This window comes from Shewanella sp. ISTPL2 (assembly GCF_013283205.1).
GTDB classification, from domain to species: Bacteria; Pseudomonadota; Gammaproteobacteria; order Enterobacterales; family Shewanellaceae; genus Shewanella; species Shewanella oncorhynchi.
Genome location: NZ_JAAPAV010000001.1, coordinates 785,924 through 804,503, shown reverse-complemented (window position 1 = coordinate 804,503; position 18,580 = coordinate 785,924). Strand labels below are relative to the sequence as shown.

Annotated in this window: 15 protein-coding genes; 6 read left to right on the top strand and 9 right to left on the bottom strand. The window is 46.2% G+C overall.

The window, feature by feature from the left end:
* Positions 1 to 13: 13 nt before the first annotated feature.
* The 6 genes from secD (at position 14) to HUB64_RS03590 (ending at position 5,517) form a co-directional block, all read left to right on the top strand.
* Positions 14 to 1,864, top strand: coding sequence for a protein translocase subunit SecD (gene secD, locus HUB64_RS03615; protein WP_173496405.1), 1,851 nt, complete (start codon positions 14 to 16; stop codon positions 1,862 to 1,864).
* Positions 1,865 to 1,876: 12 nt separating this feature from the next.
* Complete coding sequence (gene secF / locus HUB64_RS03610; RefSeq protein ID WP_173243997.1) at positions 1,877 to 2,824, top strand: protein translocase subunit SecF; 948 nt, start codon at positions 1,877 to 1,879, stop codon at positions 2,822 to 2,824.
* A gap of 234 nt (positions 2,825 to 3,058) precedes the next feature.
* Positions 3,059 to 3,376: a DUF2007 domain-containing protein gene (locus HUB64_RS03605; protein WP_028761071.1), complete on the top strand. Its 318-nt coding sequence runs from the start codon at positions 3,059 to 3,061 to the stop codon at positions 3,374 to 3,376.
* A gap of 128 nt (positions 3,377 to 3,504) precedes the next feature.
* Complete coding sequence (locus tag HUB64_RS03600; RefSeq protein ID WP_131523169.1) at positions 3,505 to 3,864, top strand: rhodanese-like domain-containing protein; 360 nt, start codon at positions 3,505 to 3,507, stop codon at positions 3,862 to 3,864.
* 19 nt (positions 3,865 to 3,883) lie between these two features.
* Positions 3,884 to 4,795 (top strand): bifunctional precorrin-2 dehydrogenase/sirohydrochlorin ferrochelatase, encoded by a 912-nt coding sequence (locus HUB64_RS03595; protein ID WP_168824282.1) that lies wholly within the window; start codon positions 3,884 to 3,886, stop codon positions 4,793 to 4,795.
* Positions 4,796 to 4,971: 176 nt separating this feature from the next.
* Positions 4,972 to 5,517, top strand: a complete 546-nt coding sequence (locus HUB64_RS03590; protein WP_028761068.1) for a YaeQ family protein — start codon at positions 4,972 to 4,974, stop codon at positions 5,515 to 5,517.
* A gap of 83 nt (positions 5,518 to 5,600) precedes the next feature.
* On the opposite strand, the gene HUB64_RS03585 is transcribed toward HUB64_RS03590, so the two are convergent.
* The 9 genes from HUB64_RS03585 to putP all read right to left on the bottom strand — a co-directional run bounded on the left by HUB64_RS03585 (position 5,601) and on the right by putP (position 18,490).
* Complete coding sequence (locus tag HUB64_RS03585) at positions 5,601 to 8,057, bottom strand: S8 family serine peptidase (protein WP_173244000.1); 2,457 nt, start codon at positions 8,055 to 8,057, stop codon at positions 5,601 to 5,603.
* Positions 8,058 to 8,778: 721 nt separating this feature from the next.
* Complete coding sequence (locus tag HUB64_RS03580) at positions 8,779 to 9,195, bottom strand: rhodanese-like domain-containing protein (protein WP_173244003.1); 417 nt, start codon at positions 9,193 to 9,195, stop codon at positions 8,779 to 8,781.
* 108 nt (positions 9,196 to 9,303) lie between these two features.
* Positions 9,304 to 9,516 carry a DUF2892 domain-containing protein gene (locus tag HUB64_RS03575; protein WP_105252075.1) on the bottom strand — a complete coding sequence of 71 codons (213 nt, stop codon included), beginning with the start codon at positions 9,514 to 9,516 and terminating at the stop codon, positions 9,304 to 9,306.
* 43 nt (positions 9,517 to 9,559) lie between these two features.
* Positions 9,560 to 12,814 (bottom strand): efflux RND transporter permease subunit, encoded by a 3,255-nt coding sequence (locus HUB64_RS03570; RefSeq protein WP_173496404.1) that lies wholly within the window; start codon positions 12,812 to 12,814, stop codon positions 9,560 to 9,562.
* A 36-nt stretch (positions 12,815 to 12,850) separates the two neighbouring features.
* The gene (locus tag HUB64_RS03565; RefSeq protein WP_173244009.1) at positions 12,851 to 13,864 is read right to left on the bottom strand and encodes an efflux RND transporter periplasmic adaptor subunit; all 1,014 of its coding nucleotides are present in this window, start codon (positions 13,862 to 13,864) and stop codon (positions 12,851 to 12,853) included.
* A 176-nt stretch (positions 13,865 to 14,040) separates the two neighbouring features.
* The gene (locus HUB64_RS03560; RefSeq protein ID WP_028761062.1) at positions 14,041 to 14,757 is read right to left on the bottom strand and encodes an SIMPL domain-containing protein; all 717 of its coding nucleotides are present in this window, start codon (positions 14,755 to 14,757) and stop codon (positions 14,041 to 14,043) included.
* Positions 14,758 to 14,900: 143 nt separating this feature from the next.
* Positions 14,901 to 15,287, bottom strand: coding sequence for a VOC family protein (locus HUB64_RS03555; RefSeq protein WP_173244012.1), 387 nt, complete (start codon positions 15,285 to 15,287; stop codon positions 14,901 to 14,903).
* Positions 15,288 to 15,389: 102 nt separating this feature from the next.
* Entirely contained in the window at positions 15,390 to 16,685 is a 1,296-nt protein-coding gene (locus HUB64_RS03550) for an OmpP1/FadL family transporter (RefSeq protein ID WP_173244015.1), read from the bottom strand.
* 353 nt (positions 16,686 to 17,038) lie between these two features.
* On the bottom strand, positions 17,039 to 18,490 hold the full coding sequence (gene putP / locus HUB64_RS03545; RefSeq protein WP_105253092.1) for a sodium/proline symporter PutP: 1,452 nt from the start codon (positions 18,488 to 18,490) through the stop codon (positions 17,039 to 17,041).
* Positions 18,491 to 18,580 lie beyond the last annotated feature (90 nt).

The following is an 18,580-nucleotide window of genomic DNA, read 5'->3' as shown; positions in this document are numbered from 1 at the left end:
AGAGGGCTCAGGCGTGTTAAATAAATACCCAATGTGGAAAAACATTATGGTGATGCTCGTCATCGCCATAGGTTGTTTCTATGCCGTACCTAACCTTTTTGGTGAAGATCATGCGGTGCAAGTGGTGGCGACTCGAGGTGCTGAAGTAACAGCATCTACCCAAGCCAGTGTGAACGAGCTGTTAGCCAGTAAGAGCATTGCGGTAAAGCGCTCTGAGCTTGAAAAAGGTCAGTTGTTGGTCCGTTTGCAAAATGCGGATCAACAGCTACTGGCGAAAGAACTGATTGCTGACAGCTTAGGTGACAAGTTTACTGTGGCACTTAACTTAGCGCCTGCGACGCCTAAGTGGCTCGAGTCCATGGGTGGTAGCCCAATGAAACTCGGTCTTGACCTTCGCGGTGGTGTGCATTTCCTCATGGAAGTGGACATGGGCGAAGCGATTCGTAAGATGGAAGAAGCTAAAGTCGCTGATTTCCGTTCACAATTACGTGAAGAAACCATTCGTTATGCTGGTATTCGTGTTAATGCCACTGGAATTGAAATCAAGTTCCGTGATGCTGAAAACTTAGCGACTGCCGAGCGTTTTCTTAAGACTCGCAATAAAGATATGGTGTTCACCGACGCTAGCCGTGGCGAAGATTTCGCGCTGCAAGCTGTGATGAGTGAAGCTTATCTAAAGCAGATTAAAGAAGAAGCACTGCAACAAAACATTACTACCATTCGTAACCGTGTTAACGAGTTAGGTGTGGCTGAGCCTGTAGTACAACGTCAAGGCGCCGAGCGCATTATCGTTGAGCTGCCAGGTGTGCAAGATACGGCTCGCGCTAAGGAAATCTTAGGTGCAACCGCATCAATTGAATTCCACATGGTGGATGACAAAGCCGATCCGAATGCTGCGCAATCAGGTCGTGTACCTGCAGGTTCTGAAGTGTATCAGCGCCGCGAAGGTGGCACTGTGATATTGAAGAAAGAAGTGATGTTGACGGGTGATCATATCACTGGCGCGCAACCTAGCTTTGACCAGTACAGTCGTCCTCAGGTCAGTATCAACCTCGACGCTAAAGGCGGTACCATTTTCTCTGACGTGACTAAAGACAACATAGGCAAGCCTATGGCGACTTTGTTCATCGAATATAAAGACAGTGGTGATCGCAATGCCGATGGCAGCGTTAAGATGCAGAAAATCCAAGAAGTGATTTCTGTCGCGACCATTCAAGCCCGTTTAGGCCGTAACTTTGTGATCACTGGCTTAAGTCATGGTGAAGCACAAAACCTTGCGCTATTACTGCGTGCGGGAGCCTTGATTGCTCCTGTATCAATTGTTGAAGAACGTACCATTGGTCCAAGCTTAGGTGCTGAAAACATTCAAAGCGGTGTGCAAGCTATGGTATGGGGTATGGCAGTTGTCTTACTCTTTATGTTGGTTTACTACCGTAGCTTTGGGCTTATTGCTAACCTGGCTTTAACCGCAAACTTAGTCATGGTTGTGGGCGTTATGTCTATGATCCCTGGCGCTGTGTTAACCCTACCCGGCATTGCCGGTATGGTGTTGACGGTCGGTATGGCGGTTGACGGCAACGTGCTGATTTATGAGCGTATTCGTGAAGAGCTTCGTGCCGGACGTAGCGTGCAGCAGGCTATCCATGAAGGTTATGGTAATGCTTTCTCAACTATCGCCGATGCGAACATCACCACCTTCATCACTGCGCTCATTTTGTTTGCCGTAGGTACTGGTGCGATTAAAGGCTTCGCTGTGACCTTAATGATAGGTATTGCGACTTCTATGTTTACCGCCATCGTGGGTACTCGCTCAATCGTTAACGCGATTTGGGGTGGTAAGCGCGTGAAGACTCTGTCTATCTAAGGGGAAGTGACAATGATTGAAGTTTTATCCTTAAAACATACAGTAAACTTCCTCCGCCATGCACTGCCTATTAGCATTATGTCGGCAGTGTTAGTGCTGGGCTCGCTGATATCGCTCGCAACTAATGGCGTTAACTGGGGTCTTGATTTCACTGGCGGTACTGTTGTTGAAATGGAGTTTACTCAGCCGGTTGATTTGAATGCGCTGCGTGTGCAACTGACGACGCCAGATTCCGAAGGTGCGATCGTGCAAAACTTCGGTTCTAGCCGTGACGTACTTGTACGTTTACAGGTGAAAGAAGGCGTTAAGAGCGATGTGCAGGTTAAGTCTGTCATGGAAGCCGCACAGAAAGTTGACCCACAAGTGCAGCAGAAGCGTGTTGAGTTTGTTGGCCCACAAGTGGGCAAAGAACTGGCAGAGCAAGGTGCATTGGCGGTATTAGTTGCGCTGATTTGTATCATGATCTATGTGTCGTTTCGTTTCGAATGGCGCTTAGCGTTTGGTTCTGTAGCGGCACTGGCGCACGATGTCATCGTGACCTTAGGTGTGTTTTCGTTATTCCAATTGGAATTTGACTTGACCGTATTGGCGGGCTTGTTGACGGTGGTGGGTTACTCACTTAACGATACTATTGTGGTATTTGACCGTATCCGTGAGAACTTCCTTAAGCTGCGTAAGAGCGATCCTGAAGAAATAGTTAACATTTCAATCACTCAAACTATGAGCCGTACCATTATTACAACGGGCACGACTTTGGTGACTGTTGTGGCCTTGTTCCTTAAGGGCGGCACTATGATCCATGGCTTTGCGACTGCATTGCTGTTGGGGATTTTTGTGGGTACTTATTCCTCTATCTATGTGGCGAGCTTCTTGGCCGTTAAACTGGGTATCAATCGTGAACACATGATGCCAGTTGAGATTGAGAAAGAAGGCGCAGACCAACCTCCTATGATGCCTTAAAGGTTAATTTGGAGTTAAAAAGCCACCTATGAGGTGGCTTTTTTTTGCATCAATTTTGAGGCGTATCTGACATTCTGCTAGCAAACTCACAAAGTTATAGTCAGTTATGCTGTAAAAAGTGAATGTTAATTTATTTAACAACTGATGTAAAAATCAGCGCTCGACAGCCTCGGCTATTTAGCAGTAGGATGTCGGCAACCCATATTCTAGAGAGTTGTAGCCGTAGGATGTCGCATGGAAGAACGTAAAGTGTTAGTTGCTGGTGGTAATTTATTGCAGGCCCACACATGGAAAGGTTTATTGGAGGCCTGTGGCATTCATGTTGAACTCAGAGGTGAAGCGTTATTAGGCGGCATTGGTGAACTCCCTACTGGGATGCAAAACGTCGAGTTATGGGTAGGTGAGTCCCAATACGCGTCGGCACAAGTTCAATTGAATGCGTTGGATGTTGAAAGTCCGCAATGGCAGTGTGTGCAATGCCATGAGACTAATGAAGGCAGTTTTGAGCTTTGCTGGCAATGTAGCTCAGAGCGCAGCGAAAGCCACAACTAGCCTTTCACTGGCAACCTTCTCAGCTTTGCGGTGAGGCTGAAAGATTGCGTCTGCAGGATGAGAAGATTACACTTTGCTGATAAGCTGACATTCATTATGTCATTCAATATCTTATCTAGGAGTTAGTGATGCAGCATCCCAATGCATTTTCCGCCCTTGTTGACGCTATTCTGCCTAATATCACTGAAGTGACAATCGAAGCTTATCAGGCCGATGACCGCTGGCACCTTGTTGATGTGCGTGAGGATCGTGAGTGGCTGCAAGATCATTTACCCCAAGCGAAACATTTAAGCCGGGGTATTTTAGAGCGTGATATCGAAGCGCGTTTCCCCGATAAAAATACACCCATATTACTCTACTGCGCGGGTGGTGCGCGTTCCGCCTTGGCTGCCCATAATCTGCAACTTATGGGTTACACCCACGTTGCCTCTATGATTGGTGGCTATAAGGGCTGGGTACAGCGTCAACTGCCAGTGGTGCAGGACTAAGCGTTCAGGATCTCATCTAATGCAATATTTTCCCTTGTTTGTCGATACGGTTAATTTGAATGTTCTACTGGTGGGCGCGGGCGATGTGGCTAGCCGTAAGTTAGCACTGCTGACACGTACCGAAGCCAATATCCACGTGGTAGCGCCAGAGGTGAACCCAGAAGTGCAACGTTATGCAGATGCTGGCCGTATTTTGTTATCCCAGCGTGAAGTCGTCCATGCCGACATTCAAAATTATGATTTGGTGTATTTAGCTACGGCAAACGACAGTCTTAATGCCGAGTTAGCGACCTTAGCTACTGCGCGTGGTATCTGGGTTAATGCTGTTGATAATCCCGCCTTTTGCCGCTTTATCACTCCTTCTATTGTGGATCGAGGTCGTTTAGTGGTCGCGATCAGCACTGCGGGCGCAGCACCAGTATTTGCACGCACGATTCGCTCGCGTTTAGAATCTAGTCTACCGCAGTCACTCAAACCGTTATTCGATTTTGTCGCCGATAGACGCGTCGAAGTACAAGATAAACTCGATTCAACCTCGAAACGCCGCTTATTTTGGGAGCGTTTTTTTGATACCAATGGTGACCGTTTCGATAGTCGTACCACTGAGCATTACCATAATGCGTTTAATAACTTAGTCAGCCGCGGCGAAATCCTTTTGTTGGATGATGCAACGTCTGTGGACTTATTGCCGCTCGCCGCCATGCCGCTATTGCAGCGCCTCGATTGGATATACAGCCAAGGCGATTTGAGTGTCGAACTCGCTGAACTTGTTCGCCGCGACGCAGATCGCGGTTTTTTACCCGCTTTCAGTGAATTGAGTCAACAGTATGAGCTGGGTACGCGCATGCTACTGGTAGCGGATACGCAAAAAATCAGCTTGTTGAAAGCCCATTTTCCCATGGCTAAACATCTGCGACCCGGAGCGATTTAATTTCTTACCGATTCAGCCTTGGGTTCGATTTAACCTTCTGTTCAATTGCACTTTATGTTCGATTTCATGGGCGTATTCTATTGTTCGTTTGAGCTAATGCCGAGTCTCAGGTAGACTCGGCAGCCTTATTTTAGGATTTCGCTGTTTCAGGATTTCACTCTGCATTTAGGATGACTATGGCCCTCAAGGCGACCGTGTTTAAAGTCAATTTACAGATAGCCGATATGGATCGGAATTATTACCAAGACCATCAATTGACGCTTGCACAGCATCCTTCCGAAACCGATGGCCGCATGATGGTGCGTTTACTCGCGTTTATTGTGAATGCCAGCGAAACCTTAAGTTTTAGTAAAGGTCTGTGCGTCGATGACGAGCCAGAGCTATGGGACAAAACCCTATCCGGTGAAATTGAGTTGTGGGTTGAGTTTGGTCAGGCCGATGAAAAATGGCTGCGAAAGGCCAGCGGCCGTGCCAAAGTCGTGCAGCTCTTTACCTATGGTGGTCGCAGTGTACCGATTTGGTGGAAACAGAATCAGCAAGCGTTAGAGCGTTATCAGAATTTAAAAGTGTGGAATATTGCCGAAGAGTCCGTCACGGCGATGGAGGCCTTTGTTGGGCGTAATATGGCATTGCAAGTTTCGATTAGTGAAGGCCAAATTTGGTTATCGGATAATGAAACCAGCGTGTTGATTGAGCCTGAAATCCTCAAAGATATTGAATAACATGTTTTGTAAAAAAAGAGCCTGCAATTGCAGGCTCTTTCCGTTTATCACTTTTAAATATCAGTAAGAGTATCGATTTTGATTTATTTGAAGCTCAGTTCCCAGCTATCGATATAACCAACATCACCACGGCCACTGTCTACGGCTTTTAACTTCCATACGCCGTTCGAATTAGCACCTGTCATATCTGCGGTATAGCTCTTATTGATATTGTCTGCACCAAGACCTGTGTTGTTATGCAGGGTAACCGTTTTTCCTGAAGGGCTGATCAGCTGCACTTTTAAGTCACCAATGTAAGGGTGGACTATGTTCACGACTGCAGTCACAGTACTTGAATCACCTGTGCGAGTAACCGTGATTGGGCTAGTGATCCCCGCCGCTTTGTTATCAGGAATATTATAGTTATCAGTATTGCTATAGCTCGTTGGCGTACCGCCGCCATTAGACGCTGTGTAGTTCGCCGTTAACGACACACCAGTGAAAGCCGAATCGCCTTTCACCATGGCATAGTAAGTGCCTGATTGTACGTTGGTGATTGGACAAGACTCACTATTGCCACTTTTATACGGACGGCAATCGTAATTAGTGGTGGTTGGCGCCGCGCCATATTGCACATACAAGTCCGCATCACCTGTGCCACCGTTCATCACAAAGCCTAGGTTCGTTGCACCTGCTGGAACTTCAAATGAAAAATGTAATTCTTCACCTGTTGCGCCTGCTAAACCTGTTTTCGCCACACCGTTCACCAGAACACTATCGCCCGGTTCAGTTGGATCGACAGGACCCGTTGGACCAGTACAAGATGCGTCTAGGAAGGCTTTTGCTGCAACTGCATTAACTAAACCGTAACCATAGTAGTTGTCACGACCTGCAGTTCCGAGATCTTCGGCGGTCATTTTCAATGCGTTACGGACTTGCGCCGCACTACATTCTGGGTGGTAGCTCCACACTAAGGTCGCAACACCTGACACATGCGGTGTCGCCATAGATGTACCATTGTAGTACTCGTAATCTTTATTGCCTTGGTTGCTGACAGTGACTGTGGCGCCCAGTTGATTGCGCAGTGCTAAGCCTGTTGCACGATCAACAGATACAGAAACCATATTGATTTCGTTGTTAGCATCGACAAGGAAGGGGTTTTGTAAGCCGGGTAATGCCGCGTTACTGTAAACAATCGTCGCACTGGCACCTGCATTCTTACAGGCTTTAGCTGCGTTAATTTCAGGGTAGCTAGTGCCTTGATTACCAACACGTTCCACTAAACAAATCTTATTGGTCATGTTGCCGCAGTTGAAGCTTGTGCCGCTAACGGTACATTCTGCCAAAGTTGCAGTGCTGGTACCGTTAAATGGTGCGGGGACATAGCTGCTACCAGAAGGTATCAGGCGATTGTGCGGTACGACACCTGAGTCAAAGTAAGACTGATTGCCGATAGTGATATCGGCTAAACGGCCTTCGCCACGGGTAACAGTCGATAGAACTGCTTCACCAGGGCCAGATATTTCCACTTGGTTGGTGTATTGGGAGAATGCTGAGTGGTCTTTATGGCTATCCACAGAGGCGACAGACATGACGCCATCGTAGGATGCTGGGTAGCTGTGAGTGCTATTCCCATCGTTACCCGCAGCAGCAATCAGGAGAACACCATTATTATAGTGGGCGGCCAGAGCGTTACGCTCAGTGGTGCTAGAACCTGAACCACCTAAACTCATAGTGACAACATTGGCGCCGTTGGTGACACAAGTGTCTACGGCAGCGACTAAGGATGAAGAGTAGCCCCAGCCAGATTCATTAAACACTTTGATCACATGAATATTGGCATTTTGATTTGGCATAACGCCGATCACGCCATCATTGTTGGCAATCGCCGCAATCGTCCCCGCAACGTGGGTACCGTGGGCGTTATTATTGCCCGGCTCAAACCAGTTACCCGTGCCTGAGTTATTGGTCCCTGTGACATTGTTGCCACCTAAGTCGCTGTGACTACGGTCGTAGCCTGAGTCGATAATACAAATAGTGCGGTTGCCCGTTTGGCTGTCGCTTAGCTGGGTTGCTCCCACAAAAGTTTGGCCCCAAGGCGTACTTTCACTTAGAAAGCGGCGTGGCATATCTTCTTCGACATATTCCACATCAGCACGGGTTTTTAAGGCATTGATCCCTTTGGCATCGAGTTTCACCGAGTAACTGTTACTGCGGCCGATACGCTTCATTTCCTTCGCTTGTACTTTATTTAATGCGGTATGTTGGGCACTGATTTCAGCCATTTGTGGCTGATAATTCATTGTGGTTGGTAGCGTATCTGTTGTCGCGTCATTGAGTGACTGCAGATCACTCGTTGATTGCACACTATTGGCTGACATGATGGCCGCGGCATCAGTGTTTTTAAACTTCACAATGTAACGCTTTGGCAGTGGGGAGGTTTGTGCTTGTAATGCTGCGGCAAAACCTGGGGCTTGTGGTGCTGCTTGTACACCAGCTGAGATCGCAATAGCTAAGCTTGAAAGGCTTAACGCTATTTTAGTGGTTCTGTTGATTGTCATGTTCTTCTTCCATGGTCAATTTAGTGTTAATCATTATTATTTTATGTTTCATAAGAATAACTACGACTCAGATGCTACTCGGTTAGTGAATTTATCTGCGACCACGTCATTTGTAAATCAATTGTTAACAGTATGGCGGTTGGTAAGTGTTTAGATTTAATAGGCATTTATAGTGCATATAAATTCAAGTTGTAACGATTTGTAACCAAATTTTATTAAAATATTTGTTTTTTTATGTGATAAACGTGAATAAGTGAATACGAATTTACGACTTCATATGAGGGCTTTTGATTGATTTTACCGTTATCAATGTATTGAAATTTATATATATATTTTTTTGTAATTAAAAATAACAAAAACAAACTTTAAGTTTTCATCATAATGATAATATTTTCTCAAGTGATTGATTATGCGAAATTGTTGCAAAAGGCTGTCAATAGGGTGGCAGTTGCCAATTGATTGACTTTACTTAGGCTTTTGGGAATACGGGTGTTACTTATTTTATAGAACTACTAAAAAATCCTGTGTTCTTTCGTCCACAATGAATCTGGTAAAAACTTATTAATCCACCCCCTGCTTAATTTCGATATTTTATTTAGACAATAAAAAAGCGCCCTAGGGCGCTTTTAGCCGTTAAGCCTTGAATGGCTAGAGCGAGGTGAGAGTACTAAAGTGATTTATTCTTACTTCCCCACACTAGAGCCAATTTGATGGTTGTTAATTATTTAGCGGACGTTTTTTGCGCTTCAACTAAGGTGGAATAGCCGCCACCATTATAGGTTTGGGTGTATCCGGCAGCGACTAAGGCTTCGGTCGCAATACTGCTACGACGACCGCTGCGGCAATACAAGACGACGGGAGCATCTTTGGCGATGCCACGCTTAGCAAACTCCTCTGTCACTTGCTCAAAGGGAATATTGACCGCATTCGCTAAATGACCTTCGGCAAATTCTTCAGGCGTTCTAACATCGAGCACCATAGCGCCTGCGGCAATTTTATCCCATGCGATTGCAGGATCTTGGTCGGCGGCGCTGGCTATCATGGGCATTAGCAGCAGTGGCATGAGTACCAGTGACTGCAAGCTTAATAGGGCTAAGCGCATTAGACTTTGGCCACGGGTTACGAGGTTGTGGGTCACTTTATCTCTCCTTGACGGCTTTTGGGCACGCTTGTATTAGCCAAGCGTGTACTTGCTCACCTAACTCTTAACTCTTATCTTAACTCTTAAGAAGTGACTTTATGTGGCTTAGCTTTGCTTAGCAATTTCAGCCTCTGATTTTACCCCTAATTTGCGTAAAACCATGGCGGCAGGACAAAAACCGGTAAAAGCACTTTGGAATAGGTTAGCGCCAACAAATGCGGTTAACCACAGAAAGTTGTGGTGCACATAGGCGGTTAACACCAGTGACAGTAACACCATCAATCCAGCAAAAGCCATAATACTGCGTTCTAATGACATACCTTACTCCTTGAAGCCATCTTGGTGATGGCCTTTGTTGTGGTTAGTTTTGTGTTTGTGTTTGTGTTTGTATCTGAACAGTATTCATACGGTTTTTCATGGCCGTGTAGTACAGCACAGGGATGACAACTAAGGTCAGTATGGTCGAGATAAAAATACCAAAGATCAGACTGATCGCTAAGCCATTGAAAATCGGATCATCAAGAATAAACAATGCCCCTATCATGGCTGCAAATGCAGTCAGCATGATAGGTTTAGCTCGCACGGCGCCAGAGTGGATCACTGCCCGCTCAAAGGGCACACCGGATGCGGTTTCTTGATTAATAAAATCGACCAATAATATCGAGTTACGCACAATAATCCCCGCCAGCGCTATCATGCCTATCATGGACGTCGCCGTGAATTGCGCTCCGAGCAGGGCATGTCCAGGCATTACGCCAATCACAGTCAGTGGAATTGGCGCCATGATGATAAGCGGCACCAGATAAGATCTAAACTGCGCGACCACCAATAAATAAATCGCAATCATGCCAACGGCATAGGCGATACCCATGTCTCTAAAGGTTTCGTAGGTGATCTTCCATTCGCCATCCCAGAGCACGGCGACTGAGTCTAACCCTGTGGGTTGGTGAATATAATGCTGATCAAATCCTAAGCCATCGGTGCCATCAATTTTGCCCGCCATATCGAACATACCGTAGAGTGGGCTGTCCAATGGCCCCGACATATCGGCGACGACCATGATCATAGGGATCATATTCTTATGGATAATTGGTGCATCGATTTTGCCGCGTTTGATGGTCACCAGCTCAGAGACAGGCACAGATTGCCCCGTTTGGCTCAGTAACTTCATATTCAGCACTTGCTCTAAATCGACTTTCGCGCCTTCGTTTAATTGCAGGCGGATCGGTATCGGTTGTTTTTGCTGGGCTTGATGTAAATAGCTCACATCTTTGCCGCCAACTGAGGTGGCAATCAAGTCGACAATATTGCTGTAGGGCACGGCCATCAGGCTGGCTTTACTGCGGTCGATCATCACTTGCCATTTTTGCTGGGCGGCGGGCAAGAAAATATCGATATCGACCACATCTTTGGTTTCATGGAACAGCGCCTGCATCTCATATGCGGCTTGCTCGCGAATAGCGGGACTTGGGCCATACACTTCTGCAACCAGCGGCGACCACACTGGTGGTCCAGGTGGCACTTCAACCACTTTGATATTGGCTTGATATTGCTCGCCAATTTGCTGCAGTTCGTCTCGCACCGATACCGCTATGCTGTGGCTGTCGCGCTTGCGGTGTTTCTTATCCACTAGGTTCACTTGGATGTCGCCAAGCTCTTGGCTGTGACGCAGGAAATAGTGGCGCACTAAGCCGTTAAAGTTCATTGGCGCGTTAGTGCCCGCATACAATTGCAGATGCTCGACCTCAGGGACGGTTGTTAGGTAGCGACTCAAATCCTGCAATACTCTTTGTGTTTGCTCTACGGGAGTGCCTTCTGGCATGTCCACCATCACTTGAAACTCGGACTTATTATCGAAGGGCAGCATTTTAAGCACCACGAGCTGACCGACAGGGAGCGCGACGGCGATGCCGATTAACACAAATACGCCGACAGCCAGTCCTATTCTTGCCTTACGGGCATTTTTACCCAGCAGGAAAGGACCAATTAAGTGAGTAAAGAGGCGCACCATCTTAGTTTCAGCTTCATCCTCGTGCGAGGCTTGGGCAGTATCGTGTTGGTCATTATGTTTCAGCAGTTTACGACTGAGCCAAGGAGTGACCACAAATGCCACAACGAGGGAAATTAACATGCCCATACTGGCGTTGATGGGGATCGGGCTCATATAAGGCCCCATTAAGCCCGATACAAAAGCCATCGGCAGCAAGGCTGCGATAACTGTAAATGTCGCCAGAATCGTCGGGCCACCGACTTCATCGACCGCCACTGGGATAAGCTCGCTGAAGGACTTTTTGCCGAGCGCCATATGCCGGTGGATGTTTTCTACTACGACTATGGCATCGTCGACCAAGATGCCGATGGAGAAAATCAAGGCGAACAAGGACACGCGGTTTAAGGTAAATCCCCACGCCCAAGAGGCGAAAAGGGTGATCGCTAGCGTGATAATAATGGCTACACCCACGACTAAGGATTCGCGTGCGCCCATGGTTAAAAAGACCAGTACGACTACGGCGCTGGTGGCAAAAATCAGTTTTAAAATAAGGGTGTTAGATTTATCCGCCGCGGTTTCGCCATAGTTACGTGACACTGTGACTTCGACATTTGCTGGGATCAACACATTGTCGACCTTAGCTATCCGCTCAATCACACTGTCGGCGATGTCGACGGCATTTTGGCCTGCTTGTTTACCAATTGCGATTGTGACAGCGGGATAAATGTCGGTTTTATCTGCGTGCCAAACGCTCTGTTTCGGGATATCACTTTTTAAGCTGATTTCAGCAATATCCGCCAAATAAATCGGAATATTTTTGCCTTGTTTATCTTGATAGACACTGACGACTAATTGCTTGAGATCGTCGATGGATTGTAAAAACTGCCCAGCTTGGACCTTTATCTCTTGATTGCCTTGCACTAAGGATGCAGGCATAGAGACCATATTATTGTCATTCAGGCTTTGTCTTAACTTGTCGTAGGTCAGATTAAAGCTGTTCATCTTGGCGGGATCGATACGTATGTTGGCCACCATATCGTGCTGGCCAACGGTATCGATTTCGCGAGTGCCGGGAATACGCTTAATTTCGGTTTCTAATCCAAGGGCGACATGGGTTAGCTGCTCAGCAGACACTTGCCTGTCCTTTGACCATAAGGTCAAACTGACAATGGGCACATCATCGATGCCGCGGGGTTTAATTAGCGGTTCACCCACGCCAGCGCCCCTTGGTAATTTATCCATGTTGGAATAAATCTGGTTGTATAGGCTGACGATGGCATCATTGCGCGCAACACCGACCTTAAAGATGACGATGATCAGCGCGCCATCGGGTTGGGAGAACGAGTACAGAGTATCTATGCCTTTGATTTCGGAGATCACTTGTTCCGCTGGCAGGGTGACTAAGTTTTCAACTTCCGTGGGTGTCGCGCCGGGAAAAGGGATAAACACATCGGCAAAGGTGACATCAATTTGTGGCTCTTCTTCTTTTGGTGTCACCAAAATGGCGAATAAGCCAAGTAAGAGCCCGAGAAGTGCTAATAGCGGCGTGATGGCGCTATTTTGAAAGGCAGCGGCAATTCGTCCGGAAATCCCAAGTGTGGTTTGTGGTACTGGAGCATGTTTCATAAAACAACCTCGACAAAGCTTAAGTCGCTAGGGAATTTATTGCTTCTTGCTGAGCAACACTTGGTAGGCATCAACGGCCACCTTGTCACCCGACTTAAGGCCCGCAAGCACTTCTACCTCGCCATCTAAGGGCTCAGTGACACGGACTTGGGTCAGCACAAAGGCTTCGCCTTGTTTAAGGTAAACACTGCTCAGTTCGTTCATTGTGAGCAGTGCAGAGGCGGGCAGTTGGATTTTTTCCCGATCGCCATTTTTAAAGGAAGCTTTTGCCCAAGTACCGGGTTGAAGATTGGCTTCATTTTCTGGCAGATTAATTCGCACTTGATAACTGTGGCTGACAGGATCGGCGAAACTGAAAATCGTGAGGTCGGTTGAGGTGAACTCGCGCCCATCACTTAAACGGACGAGAAATTCGGGGGAATTTTTAAGTTGGTTAATGTAACGCTGTGGCACTTGGGTAATGGCGCGCATTTGACTCGCGGAAAACCCTGAAAGTAGTGCTTGTCCTGGGCTTACGGTTTCGCCAAGTTCGACAAAACGCTCAGTGACTATGCCACTAAAAGGCGCTGAAACGACAGTGTATTTTAAGGATTCGTTGGCTTTGATGACACGGGCTTGTGCTGCACTGACGGCTTGTTCTGTTGCTTTAGCATTGGCGGTGGCTTCATCCATCGCGCCCTTAGAAATCGCGCCCTGGGGAAATAGCTCTTTATAACGTTTGTATTGTGCCTGAGCTTCGACATTTAAAGCCTTCGCTTTGGCTAGATCAGCCTCAAAGCTTGCCAGTTCAGCGCCTTGCTCTTTACTGGTAATTTCCAGTAGGGCGGCTCCTTCGGGGACGATATCGTTAACATCGTAGTTGAGTTTGACAATACGACCAGAGGTTTGCGCCGATACCGTCGCCGCTTTTACTGCTTCAATGGTGGCGTCTAAGGTGACCCAATTCGGATAGGGTTTATTTAAGACTTCGATGGTTTCGACTGAGGCAGCCTGAGCTTGAGTACTGGAAAGTGCCAGCAGTAAGAAAAAAGCACGAGAAATTGATGTCATAACTTATATCACCCCAGATGTAATTTATGAGAAAATTCTAATGGAGTTGTTTTCAATAGGCAATCAATATTTATTAGAAAAATTTAATGTAGTGTTTTTACCTAATTTAGGAATAAGGAATAAGGCCTATAGCGCCTTATTCCTCATGCTTCAGAGCTTCAAATTAAGCCTAAAATTTAGTCATTTAAATAATAGGTTAGTGTGGAAACGATGCGAATTTGTTTAATGTAAGGCGTGCTGCTGTCGCGGTCTGAAATGGTGAACTGGCCTTGACTCGCACTTTTAATTTTTCCGAGGCGAGAATCCGAATCCTTAGCAAATTTTTCAGCCACTTCGCGGGCATTTTGAGTCGCTTCTTGCACCATGATAGGTTTGACTGAGTTGAGATCGGTAAACAGAAACTCAGTGCGATTATCATAATCTTGGCTAGCGATCGCTATACCTTCTTTTACTAAGTTAATCATTTGCTTACGGGTGTTCAGCATGAGATCAATCTGTGGGGTATAAACTGATAGGTTCACTTTTGCCGAGTAACGGTATCTGACGTTGGGATCGACATAACCTTGGGCTTGGCGATCTTCAATTGAAGGCAAAGAGACAGTAATTTCGCTGTCGCTAAAGCCTTGTTCCTTTAAAAACGCCACAACACGATCGGTTTTTTGCTGAACCGTCTCATAGAGTTTAGGCAGATTGTTATCGACCTCAGTGAAATTGATTGGCCAAATTGCCACATTGGCTTTGACTTCTTTTTCCGCTAAGCCCTTTACCGTGACAGTGCGTTCCATGGCTTTCATTTGCAATAGTGCTGAGCTTGCTGTCTGGCCTACATAAACAAGTCCAGCGCAAAGGAAACCACCTAACAGCAGGGCAGGAAGGATGTTACTTTTTTCCATAAAAAGAATCTCTTGATTAGATGAACTCAGTCTACGATACCGAATAAACCTCAGTCATGCACTGGGTTTATTCGGAATAGATGCCGCTTAAGGCAGAGGAGATTATGTTGAGAGATGAGTTTTGAAATATCTGTTTAAAGCATTTATTTTTCAGGAGGAATCGCGCTTGGCTGCCATAATTCGACTTTATTGCCATCAGGGTCAATAAACCAGCCAAAGCGGCCAAATTCTGAATCTTCAATACCACCAATCGGTTGACCGCCACCTTGCTCTACTTGTAGGAGTGCTTGCTCTAAATCGTCAACGACAAAGTTGAACATAAACCCTTTATCTGAGGGGGCGAAATAGTCCGTGCTATGGGCGAAAGGAGTCCAAACATGGTAGCCAAGAGTTGATTTATCTGTGTGATAAAACGCGGCGCCTCCCCAGTTTTCAATAGGGACTTGAAGATGGGTTTTGTACCAAGTTGCCAAGGCAACGGGATCGACACTTTTAAAGAAAATTCCACCGAGTCCAATGACTTTAGCCATAGCCGTAGCTGCATTTACAGGAGTATGAATTAACTTTAGGCAATAAATGCTTAAGATACAAAAAAGCCGCAAAAAATGCGGCTTTGGTGTTAGGAATTTATCTTAGAACTGGTAGCTGTATTGAACTGAGTAGTACATACCACTTGATTCAGTAATCGCATTAACAGGGCCTGCGATTGCGCTGTTTTCGATCAGGTGAACTTCTTCACCTTTAATATAAGCGATACCAAAGTCAACCGTGTTTTGTGGGTTGATGTGGTAGCTCATACCCGCTGTATACCAGTTACGGTCAGAGTCTGGGAATGAAATAGAGCTGATTTCGTCCACAACGCCTTGGTCATGCATATAACCTGCACGTACAGTGAATTGTTCGTTGATTGTGTAAGTACCACCTAGGCTGAATAACCATGAATCTTTCCATTGGTATTCTTTCAGCGCAACATCACCTACGGCTTGAGTCACTCCAACAGCTGGAATGGTTGCAACACCATCTTTAGCTGTGATTTGTTCAAAATTACCCCATTGGGTGTGCTGCGCTGTATAGTGCAGAGCAAACTTAGGGGTGATTTGATGAAAACCTGCAACTTGGAAGATATCCGCTAGCGGTACATCTAAACTATCAAAACTGGTGGCAACAGCCACTTGTCCAACATTTGGTATATTGGTTGATGTAATGGTATTAACATCACCTTTAACATTCACTGTTGGGCTGAAGCGGTAACTGATACCGAAACGATTGTCTTTATCTAACTCAATTGTGGCACCCACAATACCACCAAATGCCCAACCGTCAGCGTCGACGTCAACTAGAGGTGTCGCGCCCATGTTACGGGTTAAACGGCCTTCACCGTAAATGGCATCAATACCAGCACCGATACTGAACATGTCATTAATACGGTATGAAAGGCTGGTGTTAAAGTTAACCGTTGTTACTTCTGTTTCGCCAAGCAGATCATAAGGTGCTGGTGAGCCTGCTGGTAAACTCTTTGAAAGTGAGCTGGCATCGGTACCGGTACCAAAGTTAGAGAAAGCGGCAAAACCTACGGCGAACTTATCGTCGATGGGGTGGATGTAGAAAATATTAGGGATAATTTTAGAGCTACCCGCGTCATCGATGCTGCCTAAGTCAACGGCACCACCGGCAAAGTTAACGTCTTTAACATCAACAGTAATATCGGCATAAGTTAAGCCGAAGGAGATCGCATCTTTATCGAATAATGCCATAGCAGCAGGGTTACGTGATAACACAGAAGCGTTATCGGCAATAACCGCATCACCCGCAAATGCACGGCCCATACCCGTTGCTGATTGGCTGTTTAGTTGAAAACCTGAAGCTAAGGTTTGTGTGCTTGCTAATGCGACAGAAACGGCAATGAGTGTCTTGTTGAATGTTTTCATTATTATTCTCTCTATTTTTTATAAGTATTGGATTTTTATTCGGTCCTAGTCCGCCGAAAGTATTTAAATCCATTTATTAGTCTCCGGCATCTTATGGATTCAATGTACCCTCAACAAGTCCGACCAGAAGTGAAATATGTTAATTTTCAGTTAATTAAAAGTCTTTAAAACAAGAGTGATACTTTAGTATGCTTGAATGGTCTGGCCAGATGCTTGATATGAAGGGCTTTGGGTGCTGCTATGGGTTTCAATTGAAGTTAACGGTTTGTAATGGTGTGTAGGGTATTTAAAAGGATACAAAATGTAAAAAGCGCACACTTGTGCGCTTTTAAACATATGGAAGCATATCTAGATTAGAGTGCAGACTTAAATTGTTCGAACTCTGTCGTTACTTTTTCACTTGGAGCAGAGAATTTACTGACTAAAATACCCGCAATAGTCGCGAATATAAACCCAGGAAGGATTTCGTATACTTCAAAAATGCCACCAGTGAGTTGCTTCCAAATCACCACGGTTAATGCACCGACAATAATAGTGGCGATAGCGCCATTACGGCTGTATTGCTTCCAAAACAAGGATAACAAGACTACGGGACCAAAGGCCGCACCAAAGCCTGCCCAAGCATAACTCACTAGGCTGAGTACGCTACTTTCAGGATTGAGTGCTATCACACCTGCAATCACAGCGATAGCGAGTACGCCTAAACGACCTACCATCATTAGCTCGCGATCATCGGCCTTTGGGCGTAACCATTTACGGTAGAAATCTTCGGTGATGACACTTGAGCAGACTAAGAGTTGTGAGTCGATAGTACTCATGATTGCCGATAAAATAGCGGCGATTAATAGCCCACCAATCCATGGGTTAAACGCCGCTTGAGCTAAATGGATAAACACAGTTTCAGAATTGGCTAATGGCTCTTTGGCGAAATAGAGCGAGCCTGCAATACCTGTGGCTAACGCGCCAATGAGAGATAACACCATCCAGCTCATGGCAATACGGCGTGACAAGGGCAGGGCATCGGCACTGCCTATCGCCATAAAACGCGACAAAATATGTGGCTGACCAAAATAACCTAGGCCCCATGCGAGCAAAGATAACATGCCGATGGCAGTGGTTTTGTCATTGACTAATGCCAACATCGCGGGATCGATCGTTTCAATACCCGCATGGCTTTCGGGGTGAGCGAAAACGGCGAAAGGGACAATCAATAGGGCGATGAGCATTAAACTGCCTTGGAAAAAGTCAGTCCAACACACGGCAAAGAAACCGCCAATAAAGGTGTAACCGACTATGATGGCCGAGCCAATCACGAGGGCTGCTGTGTAATCAAGCCCAAAGACTTTTTCAAACAAAATCGCGCCACCGACCATGCCTGAGGAAGCATAGAAAGTAAAAAACACCAGAATAGTGATTGCGGAAACGAGCTTGAGATAGCCTTGGGTATCGTGGAAACGTTTCTCGAAAAAATCCGGTAAAGTGAGGGCGTTATCGGCGAGTTGGGTATAAATGCGCAGTCGCTTGGCAACAAATAACCAGTTTAGCCAAGCACCAATAATTAATCCTACGCCAATCCAGGCTGCACCTAAGCCGCTTAAGTAAACTGCGCCGGGTAACCCCAGTAACAGCCAACCTGACATGTCAGATGCACCCACGCTGAGTGCGGTCACTGCGGGGCCCATTTTGCGGCCACCTAAAATATAATCATCAACAGTATCGGTAGCACGGTAAGCCCAAAAACCTATGCCCATCATCAATACTAAGTAACCAACAAATGTGATTAAAATCGGGGTTTCAATCGTCATCTTGCCTTTTCCCATCTTTTTATTATTAAAAGTGGCAAGCATGCTACCAGATGTTTGAACGTGCGCCCATTAGCAGATGTAAGTGTGATT

Coding starts and splice junctions, on each gene's coding strand:
- HUB64_RS03585 (WP_173244000.1), bottom strand. CDS start 8,057: ATGACAATCAACAGAACCACTAAAATAGCGTTAAGCCTTTCAAGCTTA.
- HUB64_RS03555 (WP_173244012.1), bottom strand. CDS start 15,287: ATGGCTAAAGTCATTGGACTCGGTGGAATTTTCTTTAAAAGTGTCGAT.
- HUB64_RS03590 (WP_028761068.1), top strand. CDS start 4,972: ATGGCCCTCAAGGCGACCGTGTTTAAAGTCAATTTACAGATAGCCGAT.
- HUB64_RS03605 (WP_028761071.1), top strand. CDS start 3,059: ATGGAAGAACGTAAAGTGTTAGTTGCTGGTGGTAATTTATTGCAGGCC.
- HUB64_RS03575 (WP_105252075.1), bottom strand. CDS start 9,516: ATGTCATTAGAACGCAGTATTATGGCTTTTGCTGGATTGATGGTGTTA.
- HUB64_RS03550 (WP_173244015.1), bottom strand. CDS start 16,685: ATGAAAACATTCAACAAGACACTCATTGCCGTTTCTGTCGCATTAGCA.
- secF (WP_173243997.1), top strand. CDS start 1,877: ATGATTGAAGTTTTATCCTTAAAACATACAGTAAACTTCCTCCGCCAT.
- HUB64_RS03570 (WP_173496404.1), bottom strand. CDS start 12,814: ATGAAACATGCTCCAGTACCACAAACCACACTTGGGATTTCCGGACGA.
- HUB64_RS03600 (WP_131523169.1), top strand. CDS start 3,505: ATGCAGCATCCCAATGCATTTTCCGCCCTTGTTGACGCTATTCTGCCT.
- HUB64_RS03560 (WP_028761062.1), bottom strand. CDS start 14,757: ATGGAAAAAAGTAACATCCTTCCTGCCCTGCTGTTAGGTGGTTTCCTT.
- HUB64_RS03595 (WP_168824282.1), top strand. CDS start 3,884: ATGCAATATTTTCCCTTGTTTGTCGATACGGTTAATTTGAATGTTCTA.
- HUB64_RS03565 (WP_173244009.1), bottom strand. CDS start 13,864: ATGACATCAATTTCTCGTGCTTTTTTCTTACTGCTGGCACTTTCCAGT.
- putP (WP_105253092.1), bottom strand. CDS start 18,490: ATGACGATTGAAACCCCGATTTTAATCACATTTGTTGGTTACTTAGTA.